This window comes from Paractinoplanes deccanensis (genome assembly GCF_016862115.1).
GTDB classification, from domain to species: Bacteria; Actinomycetota; Actinomycetes; order Mycobacteriales; family Micromonosporaceae; genus Actinoplanes; species Actinoplanes deccanensis.
In genome coordinates this window covers 67,640-84,759 of the sequence record NZ_BOMI01000145.1, presented here as the reverse complement: position 1 = coordinate 84,759, position 17,120 = coordinate 67,640, and the positions used below count along the sequence as shown (strand labels likewise).

14 protein-coding genes are annotated in these 17,120 nt (G+C 73.1%); 10 read left to right on the top strand and 4 right to left on the bottom strand.

Translation table 11 applies throughout. The features are described from left to right. The first annotated feature begins 95 nt into the window (after positions 1-95). A complete protein-coding gene (locus tag Ade02nite_RS35125; protein WP_203773221.1) occupies positions 96-1,547 on the top strand; it encodes a cellulase family glycosylhydrolase in 1,452 nt (483 codons plus the stop codon). A gap of 45 nt (positions 1,548-1,592) precedes the next feature. On the opposite strand, the gene Ade02nite_RS35120 is transcribed toward Ade02nite_RS35125, so the two are convergent. Together Ade02nite_RS35120 and Ade02nite_RS35115 are read right to left on the bottom strand one after the other, a co-directional pair. Further along, positions 1,593-2,150, bottom strand: coding sequence for a hypothetical protein (locus Ade02nite_RS35120; protein ID WP_203773219.1), 558 nt, complete (start codon positions 2,148-2,150; stop codon positions 1,593-1,595). Positions 2,151-2,297: 147 nt separating this feature from the next. Beyond that, positions 2,298-2,906: a response regulator transcription factor gene (locus Ade02nite_RS35115; protein WP_203773217.1), complete on the bottom strand. Its 609-nt coding sequence runs from the start codon at positions 2,904-2,906 to the stop codon at positions 2,298-2,300. Positions 2,907-3,803: 897 nt separating this feature from the next. On the opposite strand from Ade02nite_RS35115, the gene Ade02nite_RS35110 reads away from it, so the two are divergent. Together Ade02nite_RS35110 and Ade02nite_RS35105 are read left to right on the top strand one after the other, a co-directional pair. Next, positions 3,804-4,532: a hypothetical protein gene (locus Ade02nite_RS35110; RefSeq protein ID WP_203773216.1), complete on the top strand. Its 729-nt coding sequence runs from the start codon at positions 3,804-3,806 to the stop codon at positions 4,530-4,532. Positions 4,533-4,696: 164 nt separating this feature from the next. Continuing rightward, positions 4,697-5,392 (top strand): HAD family hydrolase, encoded by a 696-nt coding sequence (locus tag Ade02nite_RS35105; RefSeq protein WP_203773214.1) that lies wholly within the window; start codon positions 4,697-4,699, stop codon positions 5,390-5,392. A gap of 152 nt (positions 5,393-5,544) precedes the next feature. Here Ade02nite_RS35105 and Ade02nite_RS35100 read toward each other — a convergent pair whose 3' ends face one another. Further along, complete coding sequence (locus Ade02nite_RS35100) at positions 5,545-6,162, bottom strand: TetR/AcrR family transcriptional regulator (protein WP_203773212.1); 618 nt, start codon at positions 6,160-6,162, stop codon at positions 5,545-5,547. 139 nt (positions 6,163-6,301) lie between these two features. On the opposite strand from Ade02nite_RS35100, the gene Ade02nite_RS35095 reads away from it, so the two are divergent. Genes Ade02nite_RS35095 through Ade02nite_RS35070 form a run of 6 tightly spaced genes read left to right on the top strand, consistent with a single transcriptional unit; the run spans position 6,302 to position 15,171 of the window. After that, entirely contained in the window at positions 6,302-7,879 is a 1,578-nt protein-coding gene (locus Ade02nite_RS35095; protein ID WP_239169280.1) for an amino acid permease, read from the top strand. Then, positions 7,876-8,682: an urea amidolyase associated protein UAAP1 gene (locus Ade02nite_RS35090; RefSeq protein WP_203773210.1), complete on the top strand. Its 807-nt coding sequence runs from the start codon at positions 7,876-7,878 to the stop codon at positions 8,680-8,682. Before Ade02nite_RS35095 ends, Ade02nite_RS35090 begins: the two co-directional genes overlap by 4 nt. Further along, entirely contained in the window at positions 8,679-9,284 is a 606-nt protein-coding gene (locus tag Ade02nite_RS35085; RefSeq protein ID WP_203773208.1) for an urea amidolyase associated protein UAAP2, read from the top strand. The genes Ade02nite_RS35090 and Ade02nite_RS35085 overlap by 4 nt, the downstream gene beginning before the upstream one ends. 3 nt (positions 9,285-9,287) lie before the next feature. Then, positions 9,288-12,953 (top strand): urea carboxylase, encoded by a 3,666-nt coding sequence (gene uca / locus Ade02nite_RS35080; RefSeq protein ID WP_203773206.1) that lies wholly within the window; start codon positions 9,288-9,290, stop codon positions 12,951-12,953. Further along, positions 12,950-14,587, top strand: a complete 1,638-nt coding sequence (atzF, locus tag Ade02nite_RS35075; protein ID WP_203773204.1) for an allophanate hydrolase — start codon at positions 12,950-12,952, stop codon at positions 14,585-14,587. The genes uca and atzF overlap by 4 nt, the downstream gene beginning before the upstream one ends. After that, complete coding sequence (locus Ade02nite_RS35070; protein ID WP_203773202.1) at positions 14,584-15,171, top strand: biotin transporter BioY; 588 nt, start codon at positions 14,584-14,586, stop codon at positions 15,169-15,171. The genes atzF and Ade02nite_RS35070 overlap by 4 nt, the downstream gene beginning before the upstream one ends. On the opposite strand, the gene Ade02nite_RS35065 is transcribed toward Ade02nite_RS35070, so the two are convergent. Then, on the bottom strand, positions 15,154-15,996 hold the full coding sequence (locus Ade02nite_RS35065; protein ID WP_203773200.1) for a hypothetical protein: 843 nt from the start codon (positions 15,994-15,996) through the stop codon (positions 15,154-15,156). The genes Ade02nite_RS35070 and Ade02nite_RS35065 overlap by 18 nt on opposite strands. 89 nt (positions 15,997-16,085) lie before the next feature. Here Ade02nite_RS35065 and Ade02nite_RS35060 point away from each other — a divergent pair, with 89 nt between their 5' ends. Further along, positions 16,086-17,120 carry a phosphatidylinositol-specific phospholipase C gene (locus Ade02nite_RS35060; protein ID WP_203773198.1) on the top strand — a complete coding sequence of 345 codons (1,035 nt, stop codon included), beginning with the start codon at positions 16,086-16,088 and terminating at the stop codon, positions 17,118-17,120.

The following is a 17,120-nucleotide window of genomic DNA, read 5'->3' as shown; positions in this document are numbered from 1 at the left end:
CTCAACGACGACCCGCCTGGGTGCCCCTTGACGACTGAAGGCCCGAGCGCTCCGCCGTGCCTCCGGTCGCCCCCCCGTGAAGGCTTGGTTCCCGCATGCGCACCCTCCCCCTCCGCGCCGGCGTCCTGGTCGGCGCCATGCTGATCACCATGTTGCTGCCCAGCTCACCGGCCCACGCCGCGCCCACCCTCGCGAGCCGGATGGCTGCGGTCCAGAACGCCAACGTCATCAACTACTACCCGTCGAACGCCGGCTGGACGTTCATGTGGACCAACTTCGACGTGATACGCGTGCACGCCGACCTCAACCAGGCCGCCTGGCTCGGCGCGGACACCGTCCGGGTCATCGTCTTCCCGCAGACGTTCGGCTATCCGGTGCCCTCCGCCGCGTACACCCAGAAGCTCGACACCGTCATCGACGTCGCCGAGTCCAACGGGCTGAACGTCAAGCTGACCCTCTTCGACTGGTGGTCCGGCTACTCCGACGTCGCCAACAGCATCGCCTGGGCGCAGACCCTGCTGGCGCCGTACGCGAACGACCCTCGGGTCATCGCCGTGGAGCTCAAGAACGAGATCCCGCCGAACGACGCCACCGCGATCAATTGGGCCCGGCAGCTGATCCCGGCGGTCCGTACCACCGCCCCCACCATGCCGCTCACCCTGACGGTCGACGGCACCAGCGGCGCCACCGGCATGGCCACCCTCAAGGCGCAGCTGGCCGGCACGCCGCTGGACTACTACGACTTCCACTTCTACGGCGCCTCGGAGCGGTCGCTCGCCGAGATCCGGCGTGCACAGGACGCGGTGGCCCCCACGCCGATGGTCATCGGCGAGACCGGGGTCAGCACCGTCTCGGGCACCGAAGGCGAGCAGGGCGCCTACCTGGCCCGGGTCTTCCGGGCCGCCGCGGAGGCGGGTGTCGGCTCGGTCGCGCCGTGGACGCTCAACGACTTCGCGCAGGGCGCCATCCCGCCGAACTCCACGGTGTCCACGCAACCCGCGCAATACAAGTTCGGTCTCTACCGTACGGACGCCAGCCCGAAGATCGCCGCCTCCGTGGTCGACGACGCGTGGACCACCGGCACCACGTCCAACAGCATCCTCAACCTCGGCTTCGAGGCCGCCGCCGCCGACTCGCCGTGGCGGCAGTACCAGCCGCAGGCCGGCGCCGCGGTGATCACCACCGAGTCGCCGCGCACCGGCAGCCAGTCGGCCCGGTTCTCCGGCACCACCCGCGCCGGCAGCAACCTGCCGTCGCTGGTCACTTCGCCGATCACCCCGGTGCAGGCCGGGCAGCAGTGGCATGCGGAGGCGTACGCCCGGGGTGTCGCCGCCACGGGCATCACCGAGATCTCGATGAGCTGGTTCACCATCAGCGGCACGTGGATCAGCCAGCACACGTCCAACCGGCTGCCGACCGGCAACTCCAGCTGGACGAAGCTGTCGGTGGACGCGGTCGCGCCGGCCGGCGCGGCGAGCGTGCAGCTGCACCTCAAGTCGGGGGACAACACCGGCACCGTCTACTACGACGACGTCGCGATCTCCTGATGTCACCGGCCGCCCCCTCCGCTCGGAGGGGGCGGCCCGGCCGGGTCAGAGCTGGCCGAGCAGGGCCAGCAGGGCGTTGAGGATCGCGGCGAGCACCCCGGCGCTGGGCGTCCCGTCGAGCAGGCCGGCGATCGCGCAGAGCAGGTTGCCCAGCAGGTTGCCGGGTCCCGACACCGCGTCGATGACCAGGTGCAGCTGGTTGAGGTCCACCACCAGGCCGAGCAGGTCCAGATGCAGCGGGCCGAGCACCAGGTCCAGGATGTCGCAGGTCGCCTGGGCGATGACCGCGGGCGCGGTGACGGCCTGGCTCGCCGTGCCCACGGTGCCGCCCGCCGCGTCGGTGAGCGTGCCGGTCAGCGTGCCGGTGGCCATGAGCCGGCCGTCCCGAGCGGAGAACTTCGTGGGCGTGAAGCTGCCGGCGAACGTGCCGGTGCCGCCGGCGGCGTCCGTGAACGTGCCGGTGACCGGCGCGCTGGGCACCGCGGTCGTGCCCGGCGCCGCGGCGGGCGGGGCGGCCGCGGCCGGGGCGGTGCCCACGGCGGCGAGGCCCAGCGCCGCGAGCAGGGTGACGGCGATCATCGATAGCCGTTGCCGGTGAGTCATGGTTCCTCCTGCGGTCGGATGCTTTCGTACACCGACAAGCGTCGATTTCTTCGGGGCTCCCACCCAGTGACCCCTGTCCCCGGAATCGCTGACAAATGTCATGTTTCCGCGTGTCGTCGCAGCCGGCCGGTGTCCTCCTTCCGTGCGTCATCGCAGCCAGCCCGCGTCCTCGGCGAGACGGACGGCCTCCAGCCGGTTGCGGGCGCCGGTCTTGTGCAGGATCACCGACATGTAATTGCGGACCGTGCCGGCGGCCAGGTGCAGCCGGGCGGCCACCTCGGCGGAGGGTGCCCCGGAAGCGGCGACGCTGAGCACGTCGAGCTCCCGCTCGGACAGCGGGCTGCGCGGGGCAGCCACCACGGCGACGGCCAGGCCGGCGTCGATGACCCGCTCGCCCCGAGCCAGCCGGCGGATGCCCCGCACCAGCTCGCAGGGCGCGGCCTGGGTGCCGACGACGCCGCGCACGTGAACGTCGAGCGCGCGGTTGAGCAGCGCCGGATCGTCCGGACCGGCGAGCACCAGCATGGCGCAGCCCGGCTGCTCCACACCGAGCCGGCCGAACAGGCGCAGGCCGTCCCCGGCCAGCAGCCCGACGTTGACGACGGCGACGTCCGGCGACACGGCACGCGCCATGGCCGGCGCCTCGTCCAGGCAGCCGAGCGCGGCCGCCACGGTGAGATCGTCCTCCAGGGACAGGGTCGCGGCGAGGGCGCCGCGCAACAGGGTCATGGGTTCGACGAGCAGAATGCGGATCACGATGGCCTCCCAGCCAGGGCTTCGCGGTGGGATGCCGGCGTCCGGCGCGGCTGCGGCTCCAGGCCGGAGCCGAGCGCGAATCTGACGGAGGCCGGCCGAGGACACGTCGCCGGGTCGAGGCACCGGCGTCGGCCGCGAGATCAGCTGGGAGGACCGGAATACCGGACGGTACGCCCGGAAGCGCCCGCATCCACGGGCGCGCGAACACCGGCGGCCGGCGAATCCGGCCACCAGGACGACGGGACGGTGCCCATCGGCGGGGCGTTGCCGCCACCGGAGTCACGCGCGGGCGCCCCGGCGGCGCGGTCACCGGGGTGTCCCGGCGAGGTGGGGAGTGGCGGGTGATTCGGCGCGGGGCCAACCGCGGTCCGATGGGCCGGTGCGGCACCCGGTCGGGCTCCGTCGGCCGGTGCGGCACCCGGTCGGGCTCCGTCGGCCGGTGCGACACCCAGTGGGGCTGCGTCGGCCAGTGCGGGGCTCAGTCCGGGACCGTCGAGTTCGGCCGGAATCAGCGTGGGGCGATCAAAGGAGACAGTCAGGCCAGATATTTCGGATAAATCCGACTGCGATGGCGGTGTCAGGGACGGGAGAATCTGACCTGCTGCCTGAGCCTCAGCGAGGGCCGGCGAGAGAAGGAGAGGTAGAGGCGGTGTCAGCAGGAGAGGCCGGGCGAGGGGACGCGGTGCCGGCAGGAGAGGCCGTGCGAGGGGACGCGGTGCCGGCAGGAGAGGCCGCGCGAGGGGAGGCGGTGTCAGCTGGAGAGGCCGCGCGAGGAGCGACGCCACGACCGGCGAGGTTCCCATGGTGGGCGGGTCGGGGAGGGCTGCGAGCGCGTCAGTTCCAGGGCGCTCGGTCAGCACCTCGGTGGCCTCTCGCGCTGTCCGGGTAGAGGCGACCGTGCGTGTCGATGTCGTGGCCTTGTCGATGGCCGGCGGCGGCGTCGTGTGCGTCGTCACCCGCACGGCGCGGGCCCCTTGGTCGGCCGTCTCTCGGGCCGAGGCCACCCGAGTCTTCTGCTTCTTGACGACGTGCCTCGTGGCCGCGCCTACCTGCCTTGTGGCCGTGGCCGTCTGTTCCGTGGCCAGCTGCTTCGTGGCCGCCGCCGTGCTTGTCGCGGCTACCTGCTTCGTGGCCGCCACCGTGTTTGTTGCGGCTACCTGCTTCGTGGCGGCCGCCGTGTTTGTCGCTGATACCCGCTTCGTGACCGCCGCCGTGTTTGTCGCTGTTACCCGCTTCGTGACCGCCGCCGTGGTTGTTGCGCCTATCCGCTTCGTGGCGGCCGCCGTGCTTGTCGCGGCTACCTGCTTCGTGGCGGCCGCCGTCCGTTTTGCGAGGACTCGCTTGGTGGCTGTCGCTTTGTGCTTCGTGGCCGGCTGCTTCGCGGCCGGTGACTTCGCGACTTCGCGCTTCGCGGGCGCTGTGTTCGCCACCGCGTTCCGGGCCCTCTTCGGCGAAGCGGGCTCGGTGGGGGCCTTGTGGACCGTGGTCTGGGCCTTCTTGGCGTGCCCCGTTGCGCTTTTCTTACCCGCGTCGGTCGCCGGCTTGACGACGGTGGTTACCGGGTCGGCGTCTGCCGCGCTGTCGTCGGCGTGGGCGGCGTGGTCGAAGGCGGCCAGGGCGACATAGGCGGCCACGGCCAAGCCGATCATGAGCAGGAGGCGCCCGGCATGCCGCAGGGCGGCCGCCGCCTTCCACCTTTCGTTCGCCGAAGCCATTGATGTCTATCTACCCCTAACGGGCGAGGGGACACGCGGCCGGGACGTTTTCGGCGGGCGGGTAGGGTCGCGATCATGACTGGTGGCGAGTTCGACGCTGTGCTGTTCGACTGTGACGGGGTTCTGGTGGACTCGGAGAGCATCACGAACGGCGTTCTCCGGTCGATGCTGCACGAGCTCGGCTGGCAGGTCAGCCAGGAGGACTGCTTCCGCCTGTTCGTCGGCCGCGCGCTGCGGGACGAGACCGCCATCATCACCGCGCACACCGGCTTCGTGGTCACCGAGGAGTGGCTGGAAGAATTCCGCGTGCGCCGCAACGAGGCGCTGGCGGCCTCCCTCGAGCCGATCCCGGGCGCCGTCGCGGCCGTCGAGGAGATCAACACCTTGATGGACGGCCGGATCGCCTGCGCCAGCGGGGCCGACCTCGGCAAGGTGCAGTTGCAGCTCCGCAAGGTCGGCCTGGACGGCGTCTTCGCCGGCAAGATGTTCAGCGGCATGGACCTGCCGCACAGCAAGCCCGCCCCCGACGTCTACCTGGCCGCGGCCGCCCACCTGGGCATCGACCCCACCCGGGCCGCCGTCGTCGAGGACACGGTCCCCGGCGTCATGGCGGGCGTGGCCGCCGGCGCCACCGTCTTCGGCTACTGCCCGCCGGACAGCCTCGCCCACCACCCGCCCAAGGCCCTCCTGGACGCCGGCGCCACCCACATCTTCACCGCCATGGCCCAGCTCCCGTCCCTGGTGACCGGCCCGGTCCGCACCGCCGGCTGAGCGCCCCTGTCGCCCCTGCCGGCGAGGCGGCGGGAGGGGAGGTGGCCGCGAGGGTGCGGCCGCCGCCGATTCGAGAAGGCGTCTCAACCGGCCGGGCGGAGGGAGGGGCGGTAGCCGCGAGGGTGCGGCCACCGCCGATTCGAGGAGGCGTCTCAGCCGGCGAGGCGTAGGGCGGCGGCCGCCACTGTGGCGCTCAGCTCGTCTGCCGGGGGCAGGGTGGTGAGGTCGCGGCGCATGCCGATGACGCTCTCGACCAGGCCGAAGACCAGGTCGCCGGTGAGGTCCGGGTTGGCGGCGCCGGGGGAGGCCGCGGCCGCGAGGTGGCGGTAGGCGTGGCGTAGCTGTTCGCGTTCCTGGCGGAAGCGGGTGAACGGCTCGGTGGCGATCTCGGGCAGGGCGTAGAGGATGCCGATGTTCCAGCGGGCGCCGAGCAGGACGCCGACGTCGTAGCGGACCAGCTCCTGAAGGGCGGCCGCCGGGTCGAGGTCCTGAGTGGACAGCTCCTCGGCGTACGTGAGGGACGGCCGGACGGTGGCCTCCAGCAGTTCGGCGAGGATCTGCTCCTTGTTGGCGAAGTGGTAGTAGAGCGACGCCTGCCGGATGCCGACCGCCTCGGCGATCAAGCGGGTGGAGGTGGCGGCGTAGCCGCGCTGGGCGAAGAGCTCGGCGGCCGCGTCGAGGATCTCCTCGCGGGCGGTGGCGGCGGGGAGGCGCCGGGTGCCGCCCGATCGGGGCCGGCCGGCGGTGGGGGCCGGGGGTGTGGAACTCACGCCTGCATCGTCGCACGTGGCCGCGGTAACGCTGCCGTTACATCAGGCAACCCAACGTTTACCACGCAGAAACCGTCGTCGATGCGTCCTCGCGCAACCTGTCAACTGACAGGTATTCCGGTGCTTCGAGGAGGCGGTCTTGTCCACTACCCCCACCCTGCCGCCGCCCGCCGGCGAGAGAGCCGATGCCGCCGACCTGCGTGGTTTCGGGTACGAGCCCGAGCTGCGCCGCGGCATCGGCAGCTACGCGTCGTTCGCCGCCGGGTTCTCGTTCGTCTCGATCCTCACCACGGTCTTCCAGCTCTTCGCCTTCGGCTTCTCGTTCGGCGGCCCGGCGTTCTTCTGGACCTGGCCGCTGGTCTTCGCCGGCCAGTTCATGGTGGCGCTCAACTTCGCCGAGCTGGCCGCCCGCTACCCGCTCTCCGGCTGCATCTACCAGTGGTCGCGCCGGCTCGCCGGCGCCACGGTCGGCTGGTTCGCCGGCTGGATCATGATCATCGCGCAGATCGCCACCGTCGCGGCCGCCGCGATCGCCTTGCAGGTGGTGCTGCCGTCGATCTGGTCGGGCTTCCAGCTCGTCGGCGACGACCCGTCGCTCACCTCGACCGACGGCGCCACCAACGCCGTCATCCTCGGCTCGATCCTGATCGCGCTGACCACCGTGGTCAACGTCATCGGCGTACGGCTGATGGCGATCGTCAACAGCACCGGCGTCACCCTGGAGATCATCGGGGTGGTCGCCGTGATCGTGCTCCTGCTGTTCCACGCCGAGCGCGGGCCGGGCGTCGTCTTCGACACCGGCGGCACCGGCTCCGGGCTCTCCTACGTCGGGCCGTTCCTGGTCTCGGCGCTGATGGCGGCGTACGTGGTGGTCGGCTTCGACAGCGCCGGCGAGCTGAGCGAGGAGACTCGCGACCCGCGGCACACCGCGCCCCGGACGATCCTGCGGGCGCTCGCCGCGGCCGGCGTCGGCGGCGGGCTGATGCTGCTGGTCGCCCTCATGGCGGCGCCGAGCCTCACCGACGGCCGGCTGGCCACCGAGGGCCTGCCGTACGTGCTGACCAGCCGCCTCGGCGAGACCGGCGGCCGGATCCTGCTGATCGACGTGGCGATCGCCATCGCGGTCTGCACGCTGGCCATCCAGACCGCAGGCAGCCGCATGGTCTTCTCGATGGCCCGCGACGGGGTCCTGCCGTTCTCCGCCGCGCTCGCCAAGGTGCCCGCGCGCACCGGCACCCCGGTGGTGCCGGCCATCGTGGTCGGTGCCGGCGCGATCGCGGTGCTGCTGGTCAACATCGGCCAGGCCGCGCTGTTCACCGCCATCACCAGCGTCTGCATCGTCCTGCTCTACATCGCCTACGCCCTGGTCACGGTGCCGCTCATGGTCCGCCGGCTGCGGGGCTGGCCGAGCGCCGAGCAGGGCCTCAGCACCGAGCGCGGCGGCCGGCTCTTCTCGCTCGGCCGGTTCGGCATCGTCGTCAACGCCCTGGCGGTGCTCTACGGCCTCGGCATGATCCTCAACCTAGGCTGGCCGCGGCCGGAGGTCTACGACCCGGCCGGCACGCACTGGTACCTGCACTACTTCTCGCTGCTGTTCGTCGGTGGCGCGCTGATCGTCGGCGGCCTGGCGTTCCTGCGCTACCGCACCCGGGCCCGCTCGCTGCACCTGAGCCTGCCGCTGACCGCCGCCGTCGCCCTCGAAGGAGACGCCGCATGAGCACGGCCACCACCGCCACCACGGCGGGCGCCCGCGAGCACGCCCGAGCCCAGGGCGGCACCGTCGTCGAGTGCATGCCGACCGTACCGGCCGGTGAGGGTCTGACCTGGGCCGAGACGATTCCCGGCGGCGGCTGCGCGAGCAAGCGCCTGGCCCGCGGCACCACGCTGCGCCTGACCGACCTGTACGGCGACGCCTGCGTCTCGGTGCTGGCCTTCAACGCCGACGAGCCGTGGGAGCGCTTCAACGTCGCCGACACCGTCAAGGTGCTCTGGCAGGCGTACGTGGGTGAGGGGCACCTGCTTCTCTCCGACCAGGGCCGGGTGCTCGCCTCGGTGACCGCGGGCGCGCCGGACCGCTCCGACACTTTTTGCGGCACCACAACGCTGCGGAGCAACACCGAGCGGTACGGGGACGGAGCACCGCACGGGCCGTCGCCCGCCGGCCGGGAACTGCTCACCCTGGCCGCCGCCAAGCACGGGCTCACCCGGCGCGATCTGCCGCCGAGCATCTCGTTCTTCCAGGGCGTGCGCGTCGGCGACGACGGCACCTTCACCTGGCTCGGGTCGGCCGGCGCCGGTGCGATCGTCGAGCTGCGGGCCGAGATGCCGCTGATCGTGCTGCTCGCCAACGTGCCGCACCCGCTGGACCCGCGCGAGGCGTACACCTGCTCACCCGTACGGATAAGGGCCTGGCGGGGACGGCCGACCGCGCCCACCGACGCCCTGTGGACGCGGTCGCCGGAAGGCGAGCGGGCCTTCCTGAACACCGCCGACTACCTCACCGCCCGGGGGATCGCGTGACCACCGTCCTGGACCAGACCGTCGCGGCGCGCGCGCCGTGGTCCGCGATCGTGCGCCGCGGGCAGGAGCTCGCCATCGTCGACCTGCACGGCAACCAGGCCGTGGACTGCCTGATCTACAACGCCGAGGACACGGCCGAGCGCTATTCGGCGCCGGACACGGTCGCCGCGCAGGGCGGCATCTTCCTCACCACCGGCAGCGTGCTGCGCTCGTCGGAGGGGCGGCCGCTGATGACCGTCGTGGCGGACGAGGTCGGCCGGCACGACACCGTCGGCGGCGCGTGCAGCCGGGAGTCCAACACGCTTCGGTACGGCCACCACACCAAGCACCAGCACGCCTGCGTCGAGAACTTCCTGATCGAGGGCTCGAAGTGGGGGCTCGGCAAACGCGACCTGGTCAGCAACATCAACTGGTACATGAACGTGCCGGTCGACCCGGACGGCAGCCTCGGCATCGTCGACGGCATCTCCGCGCCCGGCCTGCGGGTGACGCTGCGCGCCGAGATGGACGTGCTCGTCCTCGTCTCGAACTGCCCGCAGATCAACAACCCGTGCAACGGCTTCGACCCGACCCCCGTCCGCATGATCATCACCGGGGAGTAGGGCATGTTCGACACTCTTCTGGTCGCCAACCGCGGCGAGATCGCCTGCCGGATCATCCGCACGGCCGCCCGGATCGGCCTCAAGACCGTCGCGGTCTTCTCCGACCCGGACCGTGCCGCGCCGCACGTGCGGATGGCCGATCTGGCCGTACGCCTGGGTCCGGCCCCCGCCCGCGACAGCTACCTCGTCGTCGACCGGGTGCTCGAGGCCGCGCTCTCCACCGGGGCGGGTGCCGTGCACCCCGGCTACGGGTTCCTCTCCGAGGACGCCGCGTTCGCGACCGCCGTCGAGCGGGCCGGGCTCACCTTCGTCGGTCCCACGCCGGCGCAGCTCACCGCGTTCGGCGCCAAGCACACCGCCCGCGACCTGGCCCGCGCCGCCGGAGTGCCGATGATCGAGGGCACCGGGCTGCTCTCCGGGCTCGACGAGGCGCTCTCCGCCGCCGCCGAGATCGGCTACCCGGTGATGGTCAAGGCCACCGGCGGGGGCGGCGGCATCGGCATGCAGGCCGTCTTCACGCCCGAGGAGCTGACTGACGCGTACGGCCGGGTCGAGCGCATGGCGGTGGCCAGCTTCGGCAGCGGCGGGGTCTTCCTGGAGCGGTACGTGCAGCGCGCGCGCCACGTCGAGGTGCAGGTCTTCGGCGACGGGCGCGGCGAAGTGGCCGTGCTGGGCGACCGGGACTGCAGCCTGCAACGCCGTAACCAGAAGGTCATCGAGGAGGCGCCCGCGCCGGGCCTGCCCGCCGCCGTGCGCGAGCAGTTGCACGAGTCGGCGGCGGCGCTCTGCGCGTCGGTGAACTACCGGTCCGCCGGCACCGTCGAGTTCGTCTACGACGCCGAACGCGAGCAGGCGTCGTTCCTGGAGGTGAACGCCCGGCTCCAGGTCGAGCACCCGGTCACCGAGGCGATCTTCGGCGTCGACCTGGTCGAGTGGATGCTGCGCCTGGCCCAGGGCGACACCGGCTTCCTGCGGACGCGGCGGGCGGCCGGGGCCGCGGTCGAGGCCAGGGTGTACGCCGAGGACCCCACCCAGGGGCACCGGCCCAGCGCGGGCCTGCTCACCGCGGTGAGCTTGCCCTCCGAGGCGCGGGTCGACGGCTGGGTCGAGGCCGGGACCGAGGTGACGACCGCCTACGACCCGATGCTGGCCAAGGTGATCGTCACCGGCGCGACCCGGGACGAGGCCTTCGCCGCCCTGCGGAGGGCGCTCGGCGAGACCCGGGTGGACGGCATCGAGACGAACCTCGGGCTGCTGCGCGCGGCGGCCGCCGACCCGGCCGTGCTGGCCGCGCGGCACTCGACCGCGACGCTGGCCGGCGCGCACGACGAGGAGCCGCGCATCGTGGTCGAACGGCCGGGCACGCTGACCACGGTGCAGGACTGGCCGGGGCGCACGGGGCTGTGGGAGGTCGGTGTGCCGCCGTCCGGGCCGATGGACGACCTCTCGTTCCGCCTGGGCAATCGGGCGCTCGGCAACCCGGAGGGCGCGCCCGGGCTGGAGTGCACGGTGGACGGGCCGGCGCTGCGCTTCTCGGCGGCGACCACGGTGTGCGTGACGGGCGCGGACGTGCCGGTGACCGTGGACGGTGTGGCGGTGCCCCGGTGGGAGCCGGTGGAGGTGCCGGCGGGTGCGGTGCTGGACGTGGGCAAGGCCGTTGCCGGGTTGCGGGCGTACATTCTGTTCGCCAGTGGGCTCGATGTGCCGCGCTACCTGGGCAGCGCCGCTACCTTCACGCTCGGCCAGTTCGGCGGGCACGGCGGCCGGGCGCTGCGAGTCGGCGACACTCTTCGCGCTATATCCGGAAAAATCCGGCAGAAGGGGGCGAGTGAAGCGGCGCCAAGCGGCGGGGCGCCGGCGGGGCCGGGTGGTGCCGCGGTGGTCGCGGGGCTGGGCGGTGCCGCGGTGGTCGCGGGGCCGGGTGGTGCCGCGGTGGGAGCGCTGCCGGGCGGTGCCGCGGTGGGAGCGCGGCCCGAGATTGGGCATGTGTGGCGGATCGCGGTCACCGAAGGGCCGCATGCGGCGCCCGAGTTCTTCACCCGCGAGGACATCGACGCGTTCTATGCCGCCGAGTGGCAGGTGCACTTCAACTCGGCGCGCACCGGTGTCCGGCTCGTCGGTCCCAAACCGCAGTGGGCGCGCACCGACGGCGGTGAGGCCGGCCTGCACCCGTCGAACATCCACGACACCCCGTACTCGGTCGGCGCCGTCGACTTCACCGGTGACGTGCCGATCCTGCTCGGGCCCGACGGGCCCAGCCTCGGCGGCTTCGTCTGCCCGGCCACCGTCGTCACCGCCGAGCGCTGGAAGCTCGGCCAGCTCGCCCCCGGCGACACGGTCCGGTTCGTGCCCGTCTCCGACGAGACCGCTGCCGATCTCCGGGTCGGCGTCGGCGGGGCCGTCGTGCCGATCGTCACCGGGGACGACGGCGTCCTCGCCCGCCGCGAGCCCACCGGCACCGCGCCGGCCGTCACCTACCGGCGTTCCGGCGACGACAATCTGCTCGTCGAGTACGGGCCGATGACCCTCGACCTCGGGCTGCGGATGCGCGGGCACGCCCTGATGGAGCGGCTGCGCGCCGAGGGCCTGCCGGGCGTCGTCGACCTCACCCCGGGCATCCGGTCGCTCCAGATCCACGTCGATCCCGGCCGGCTGCCGGTGCGCACACTGCTCGGGCTGGTGCGCGAGATCGAGGACGAGCTGCCCGCCACCCGCGACCTCGAGGTGCCGAGCCGGGTGGTGCACCTGCCGCTCTCCTGGGACGACCCGGCCACCCGCGAGGCCATCGCCCGCTACATGGCCGGCGTCCGCGACGACGCGCCCTGGTGCCCGTGGAACATCGAGTTCATCCGCCGGATCAACGGCCTGGCGAGCGTCGGCGACGTCTACCGGACCGTCTACGACGCCAGCTATCTCGTCCTCGGGCTCGGCGACGTCTACCTGGGCGCGCCGGTCGCGACGCCGCTCGACCCGCGGCATCGGCTGGTCACCACGAAGTACAACCCGGCACGCACCTGGACCCCGGAGAACGCGGTCGGCATCGGCGGCGCGTACATGTGCATCTACGGCATGGAGGGTCCCGGCGGCTATCAGTTCGTCGGCCGTACCGTCCAGGTCTGGTCCCGCTGGCAGCGCCGGCCGTGGCTGCTGCGGCACTTCGACCGCATCCAGTGGTATCCGGTCGGCGCCGAGGAACTGCTCGACCTGCGCGCCGACGTCGCCGCCGGCCGGCACCAGTGGCGCATCGAGGACGGCACGTTCCGCCTCGCCGACCACGAGGACTTCCTCGCGGCCAACGCCGAGTCCATCGCGGACTTCCGGGCCACCCAGGCCGCGGCCTTCGGCGCGGAGCGCGAGGCGTGGGCGGCGGCCGGGGAGTTCGACCCGCGGCCCGAGCCCGAGGCGCCGCCGGCCGCCGGGGAGGTCGTGGTGCCCGACGGGGGCGCGCTGGTCGAGGCGCCGTTCGTGTCCAGCGTCTGGCGCGTCGACGTGCGCCCCGGCGACCGGGTCACCGCCGGGCAGCCGCTGCTCGCGCTGGAGGCGATGAAGCTCGAAACCGTGATCACCGCGCCGCGGGACGGCGAGGTCGCCGACATCCTGGTCACGCCCGGCAGCCAGGTCGCGCCGGGCAGCCCGCTGCTCGTTCTCGCGGGGGAGGCGGGCGCATGACGCCGCGGGAGCGCGTCCGCGACGCGTACGCCCGCATCGCCCTCGGCGAACGTCCCGAAGCGTGGATCACGCTGCGTGCGGAGCAGGAGGTGCTGGCCGAGGCGGCGGCCCTGGACGAGGACCTGCCGCTGGCCGGGCTGCTTCTGGCGGTCAAGGACAACATCGACGTGGCCGGGCTTCCCACCACGGCGGGACACCCGGGGTACGCCTATCACCCGGCCCGCAGTGCCCCGGCGGTGCAGCGCCTGGTCGACGCGGGCGCGATCGTGCTGGGCAAGACCAACCTGGACCAGTTCGCCACCGGGCTGGTGGGGACCCGCAGCCCGTACGGCCCGGTGCGCCACGCCCGCGACCCCGAGAAGGTCTCCGGCGGCTCCAGCTCCGGATCGGCGGTGGTGGTGGCGCTGGGCATCGCCGACCTGGCGCTGGGCACCGACACCGCGGGCTCGGGACGGGTGCCGGCCGCCTTTCACGGCATCGTCGGGATCAAGCCGACGCGGGGCCTCGTACCCACCGAGGGTGTCGTCCCCGCCTGCCGCAGCTTCGACTGCGTCACCGTCTTCGCCCGCGACCTCGTCTCGGCCCAGCGCGCGATGACGATCATGAGCGACCCGGTGTGGCCGGTGGACGCGCCCCTCGCGGCGCCGCCCCGGCCCGTCGTCGCGGTGCCCGCCCGCGACCAGCTCACCGGCATGTCCGAGGAGTGGCTCGACGCGTTCGGCCGGGCGGCCAAGACGCTGGAGGCGGCCGGGGCGGTGCTGCGCCCCGTGCGGCTGGAGCCGTTCCTCGAGGCCGCGAAGCTGCTCTACAACGGCGGGTTCGTGGCCGAGCGGTACGCCGCCGTCGGCGCGTTCCTCGACGAGCACCCGGACGGCGCCGACCCGACCGTGGCCGGCATCATCTCCGCCGCCCGCGACATTCCCGCGCACGTGCTGGTCGCCGACACCGAGCGCCTGGAACGGCTGCGTGCCGAGGCGATGGCCGAGTGGGGCGACGCGGACGCGCTGCTGCTGCCCACGGCGCCGATCCACCCGACGATCGCCGAGGTCGCCGCCGACCCGGTGGGCGTCAACGCGGCCGTCGGCACGTACACCAACTTCTGCAACCTCTTCGGCCTCGCCGCCGTCGCCGTCCCGGCCGGCCCGCTCGGGGTCCAGATCATCACCAGGGGGTACGCCGACGCGGTCGCGACCGGGGTGGCCGCGCTGCTCACCGGCGGCCCCGCGCCCGCACCGGCGGCTCGCGGGCTGCGGCTGCTCGTGGTCGGGGCGCACCTCACCGGCCAGCCCCTCAACCACCAGCTCACCTCGGCCGGCGGCCGCCTGATCGGCCGGGCCCGCACGGCGCCGGACTACCGCCTCCACGCCCTGCCCACCCAGCCGCCGAAGCCCGGCCTGGTCCGGGTCACCGAGGGCGGCGCGGCCGTCGAGGGCGAGGTGTGGGAGCTGCCCCCGGCCGCGCTCGGCCCGTTCCTCGCCGCGCTGCCCGCACCCATGACCCTCGGGCAGGTGCGGCTCGCCGACGGCACGGCCGTCACCGGCTTCCTCTGCGAGGCCGCGGCCACCGGGAACGCCCCGGACATCACCGCACACGGCGGCTGGCTCTCCTACCTTTCGTCCCTGGAGTCCCGATGAACAGCGTCACCCTGCACGCGCCCCGCTACGTCCTCGGCGACCTGCTGCTCACCGGGCTCACCCGGCACCGCGCGGCAGTCATCCGCAACACTGTGCTGGTATTCGGCGCGGCCACCCTGATCGGCCTGTCCGCACAGATCGCCCTCCCCGTGCCCGGCAGCCCGGTGTCGGTGACCGGCCAGACCCTCGCCGTGCTGCTCACCGCCGCCGCCCTCGGCCCGTGGCGCGGCCCGGCGGCCTGCCTCGCCTACGTCCTGGCCGGCGTCGCGGGGGTGCCGTGGTTCGCGGGCGCCTCCGGCGTCACCTTCGGCTACCTCCTCGGCATGGTCCTGGCCGCGGCCGTGGTCGGCGCGCTCACCCGCCGCGGCGCCGGCCGCACCCCCTGGCGGGTGATCCCCACGATGGTTCTGGGCACCCTCGTCGTCTACGCCGTCGGCGTCCCCTGGCTCGCCATCGCGTTGCACCTGGACGCCGCGACGGCGATCGGGGTGGGCTTCGTGCCGTTCCTAGCCGGCGACGCGCTGAAGGTGGCCATCGCGGCCGGCCTGCTCCCGGCCGCCCGGCGGCTAGGCCGACGTGTCTGAGTCGAGGGCCACGGCGTACCGCACTGCCTCCCTGATCTGGTCGTCGTCCAGCCGGCGCGCCGCCCAGGCGAGCTCGACCGAGGCGGACGGCCAGGACACGTTCCACGGCAGCATCGAGAAGTCCGCGCTCCAGGGCGTTTCGGCGGCCCGCAGGCCGAGCAGAGCCGCCAGGTCGCCGACCGGGATGCCGACGGTGCGCGCGAAGGCGTTGAGGTAGCTCTCCTTCAGCGGGATCCGGCCCCAGCAGGCCATCACATAGGTCGAGTCGGACAGGTAGGGCCCGCCGCCGACGAACATCAGCGCGCCCGCCTTGACGCGCATGTTGCGGTTGGCCAGCAGCCGCCACAGGATCCCGCCCGGCGACGTGCCGAGCCGGTCGGAGGGGAACGGCTCGGTGCGCCGCACCGGCCGGACCGGCAGCTCGTCGACGAATCGGCGGAGCCGGGCCGCCGCCGCGGGCTTTGTGTGCACCAACTTGGCGTGCGTGGTCACGACCCCGTTGACCCGGCGGCGGACCTGCGCCGGCGCGAGGTCGTCGGGCACGGTGCGGCCGGCGAAGAGGAACAGGTCCGACGTGTGCAGCCCCAGCGCGGGCCCGAGGCGGCGCAGCAGGTCGTCGTCCGGCTGCCCGCCGCCTTCGTCCAGCTGCGGCTGCCCATCGGCTTTGTCGGGTTGCGCGCCGGCTTTGTCGTGCTGCCCGCTCGCGAGGACGGCGTCGAGCCGTCCGGCCGGAATGCCGGCGGCCTGGGCGAGAGCCGTCGCGGACATCGCGCGATGCTCAAGCAGCCGCGCCAGGCGGGCGCCGAAGGGCAGCAGTGCGTTCACGCGGCCAGGATAGGCCGGGCGTTCCCCGTCCACGACCCTGTTGCCTGGCCGACAACCGCCGTACTCCATAGACAGATATCGTTCCCGGCGTGAAGCGTGCCGCTGCCGTGCTCCTCGCCCTCGTGCTGACCCTGACCGTCGCGCCCAGCCCCGCCCAGGCCGCCGACGCGTCCTACCGTTCGCTGACCTCCGCCGCCAACCCGGACTGGATGAGCGGCCTCCCCGACGCGACGAGCCTGGCCGCGCTCTCGGTGCCGGGCACCCACGAGACGCTGGCGATCCGCGGCGGGGCCTGGACGCAGGCGCAGGAGAACCACGGCGAGAGCGCCGCCACGCTCACCGCCCAGCTCACCGCCGGCATCCGGATGATCGACGTACGGGCCCGGGTGAACGCCGGCAACAGCTTCACCATCCACCATGGCGCCACCTACCAGAACGCCAACTTCAGCGACGTGCTGAACCGCCTCGCCGACTTCCTCGCCGCGCATCCGCGCGAGACCGTGCTGCTGCGCCTGAAGCAGGAATGCACCGGCCAGACCGGCTCGTGCACCGACGCCACCGGCCAGGCCCCGTTCGCGGACATCTTCGACAGCTACGTGGCCCAGCGCCCCGGCCTCTTCTGGGCGCCCTCGGTCACCCGCTCGGCCGGCGCCGCGATGCCCACCCTCGGCGCGGTGCGCGGCAAGGTGGTCCTGGTGGTCCTCAACGGCCCGTACGGCGGCCGCCTCCATCAGTACGGCCTGGCCCAGTTCGCCGACTGGAAGGACGGCTCCTCCACCTACGTCCAGGACGAATACAACGTCCCCAACGTCGGCGCCATCGCCACCAAGCGCGACCAGGTCCGCCGCTTCCTCGACGCCACGAGCGCCGGCGACCCCACGAAGATGTACGTCAACTTCGCGAGCGGCGCCAGCGTCTTCGCCACCCCCGAGGCCGTGGCCGGCGGCGCCCTGGGCGTGCAGGGCGTCAACCCGTTCCTGCTCACCTATCTCAACGAAGGCCCCGAGGTGCACACCCCCGTGGTGCGCACCGGCGTGCTCATGCTCGACTTCCCCGGCGGCGGCCTCATCAACAGAGTCATCGCCGTGAACACCGCTCGCCTCGCTCGCGGCGATCACGGATGA

Coding starts and splice junctions, on each gene's coding strand:
- Ade02nite_RS35120 (WP_203773219.1), bottom strand. CDS start 2,150: ATGACTCACCGGCAACGGCTATCGATGATCGCCGTCACCCTGCTCGCG.
- Ade02nite_RS35070 (WP_203773202.1), top strand. CDS start 14,584: ATGAACAGCGTCACCCTGCACGCGCCCCGCTACGTCCTCGGCGACCTG.
- Ade02nite_RS35090 (WP_203773210.1), top strand. CDS start 7,876: ATGAGCACGGCCACCACCGCCACCACGGCGGGCGCCCGCGAGCACGCC.
- Ade02nite_RS35105 (WP_203773214.1), top strand. CDS start 4,697: ATGACTGGTGGCGAGTTCGACGCTGTGCTGTTCGACTGTGACGGGGTT.
- uca (WP_203773206.1), top strand. CDS start 9,288: ATGTTCGACACTCTTCTGGTCGCCAACCGCGGCGAGATCGCCTGCCGG.
- Ade02nite_RS35125 (WP_203773221.1), top strand. CDS start 96: ATGCGCACCCTCCCCCTCCGCGCCGGCGTCCTGGTCGGCGCCATGCTG.
- atzF (WP_203773204.1), top strand. CDS start 12,950: ATGACGCCGCGGGAGCGCGTCCGCGACGCGTACGCCCGCATCGCCCTC.